Raw genomic sequence first — 2,470 nt, 5'->3', positions numbered from 1 at the left:
GGTTCCGCCCGAGCAGGTTGCGGGCGGTGGTCACGCTCCGGGCAGGGCCTCGCCGGGCAGCAGGTCACCGGCCAGCACGGCCTCGGCCACCGCCCGCATCGTGCGCCGCTGGTTCATCGACGTGCGCTGGATCCAGCGGAAGGCGTCCGGCTCGGTCATGGCGTGCTCGGTCTGCAGGACCCCCTTCGCCCGTTCGATGATCTTGCGGGCTTCCAGGCGGCCCTGCAGGTCCTCGACCTCGGCCTCCAGGCTGACGATCTCGGTGAACCGGCTCATCGCCATCTCGATCGTCGGCAGCAGGTCCTTCTTCTGGAACGGCTTGACGACGTAGGCCATCGCCCCGGCGTCCCGGGCCCGCTCCACGAGATCCCGCTGGCTGAACGCGGTCAGGATCACCACCGGCGCGATCCGCTCCTTGGCGATGTGCGCGCCGGCGTCGATCCCGTCCATCCGGGGCATCTTGACGTCGAGGATGACCAGGTCGGGACGCAGCTTGGTGGCGAGACTGACCGCCACCTCACCGTCGCCGGCCTCACCGACCACCTCGTAGCCCTCCTCCTGGAGCATCTCCCGCAGATCGAGGCGGATCAGCGCCTCGTCCTCGGCGATCAGCACCCGGCGGGGGGTCGAGGATGGCTGGCTCATCGAGTCGGACTCCTGGGCTCGCAGGGCTAGGATCACACTGTTGACTCGCCGCGGCGTGGGGCGGCCGGTCGATCCGCACCTTACCCGGCTACAGTCATGGAGGAAGCTCTACCTGCATATTGACCGGTTCGCCAGCAACTTCAAGACCCAGCGTCCGCGGACCGTGACTGCCGGCCCCTGTACTCCAACGGCAGAGAGACGGTGCTCAAACCACCGACAGTGTGGGTTCGAATCCCACCGGGGGCACGCGCTGGCTTGTCGTGCTCGCCGATCTCTGATCGGCTTTGCCGGGGCCGCGATATCTGCCCGGGGGGCGGCCCCCGGACCCCTGAGGTCGTGCTTCGCACGACCGTCTTCCCTGCGGAGCCCAGGGCATCCGCGATCCGCTGCTGCACGCGGGAGAACACCGCCCCGGTAGGACCATCCCGCGTTTCCAACGTGGTCAGCAGCCGCCGCTGCCTCCTGCTCTCGGTCTCGGTGAGAGCCGTGCGCAGGGCGACCAACCGCCGGTCACGTTCCTCCTGCCGGGCGGCGGCGACGCCGTCCAGATGGGCACCAAGGAGATCATGCCGGTAGCGGCCGAAGACCCGCTCGGCGCGGAAACCACCCAGGCCGGCCAGCAGCGCCTCCTCCCGGATCCAGAAGCTGGAGATGGCAGGATGACCCGGCGGGTTGTAGCCCTTCTTCGGTGAACACACGTAGTAGGGGGTGTTCCGGACGGACTTCCCGAGCATCCGCCCCCCACACAGCGCGCAGAACAGGTAGCTGCGCAGCCGGTACACCCGCTGGCTCTGCGGATGCCGGTTCGCCGCCCAACCACCCACCAGCCCGACGGGGCCGCTTCCCCCTGTCCAGTAAGGAACCACGCGATGACCACCCCGCACGCCTTCCCCCTGGAGCCCGCCCCGATCCATGTGCCCGACAAGGTCCTCGATGACCTGCACGCCCGTCTCACACGGACCCGTCCGCCGCTGGACGAGGGGAACGGGGACTGGTCCTACGGCGTCCCGGACAGCTATCTGCGTGAGCTGGTCGCCTACTGGCGGGACGGCTATGACTGGCGCCAGGCCGAGGCCGCCATCAACGCCTACGAGCACTACCAGGCGAGCGTCGCCGGTGTCCCGGTGCACTTCCTGCGCAGGCCCGGCCGCGGCCCCCGCCCGATCCCGTTGATCCTCACCCACGGCTGGCCGTGGACGTTCTGGCACTGGTCGAAGGTGATCGACCCGCTCGCCGACCCGGCCGCGTTCGGCGGTGACCCCACCGACGCGTTCGACGTCCTCGTACCGTCCCTGCCCGGCTTCGGTTTCCCCGGCCCGCTCACCGGCTTCCCGGACGTCAACTTCTGGAAGGTCGCCGACCTCTGGCACACCCTGATGACCGAGACCCTGGGCTACGACAGGTACGCCGCCGCCGGCTGCGACATCGGCGGGATCGTCTCCAGCCAGCTCGGCCACAAGTACCCCGACGAGCTGTACGGCATCCACATCGGCTCCGGGCTGCCGCTGGACTTCTTCACCGGCCCCCGCGCCTGGGACTTCGCCCGCAACCGGCCCCTCACCGACGACCAGCCCGCCGACGTCCGCGCCCGCATCATCGAACTCGACCGTCGCTCGGCGTCCCACCTCGCCGTGCACATGCTCGACGGCGCCACCCTGGCCCACGCCCTGAGCGACTCACCCGCCGGACTACTCGCCTGGCTGCTGGAGCGCTGGAACGCCTGGAGCGACAACGACGGCGACCTCGAGTCCGTCTTCACCACGGACGACCTGCTCACCCACGCCACGATCTACTGGGTGAACAACTCCATCGCCACCTCGATGCG

General features: G+C 69.4%; 2 protein-coding genes and 1 tRNA gene. 2 read left to right on the top strand and 1 reads right to left on the bottom strand.

The window, feature by feature from the left end; all coding sequences use genetic code 11:
* Window positions 1-30 precede the first annotated feature (30 nt).
* A complete protein-coding gene (locus AC5LUJ_RS20720) occupies window positions 31-645 on the bottom strand; it encodes an ANTAR domain-containing response regulator (protein ID WP_013873459.1) in 615 nt (204 codons plus the stop codon).
* A gap of 173 nt (window positions 646-818) precedes the next feature.
* Here AC5LUJ_RS20720 and AC5LUJ_RS20715 point away from each other — a divergent pair.
* Together AC5LUJ_RS20715 and AC5LUJ_RS20710 are read left to right on the top strand one after the other, a co-directional pair.
* Window positions 819-891 (top strand) — tRNA-Leu (locus AC5LUJ_RS20715).
* A gap of 623 nt (window positions 892-1,514) precedes the next feature.
* Window positions 1,515-2,470: epoxide hydrolase family protein (locus tag AC5LUJ_RS20710; RefSeq protein ID WP_493465558.1), on the top strand; the 956-nt coding region annotated here is incomplete at its 3' end.

It is taken from the genome of Protofrankia sp. CiP1_Cm_nod3, from assembly GCF_982290655.1.
The sequence above is the reverse complement of the archived record's forward strand: the minus strand, read 5'-3'. Positions and strand labels throughout refer to the sequence as shown.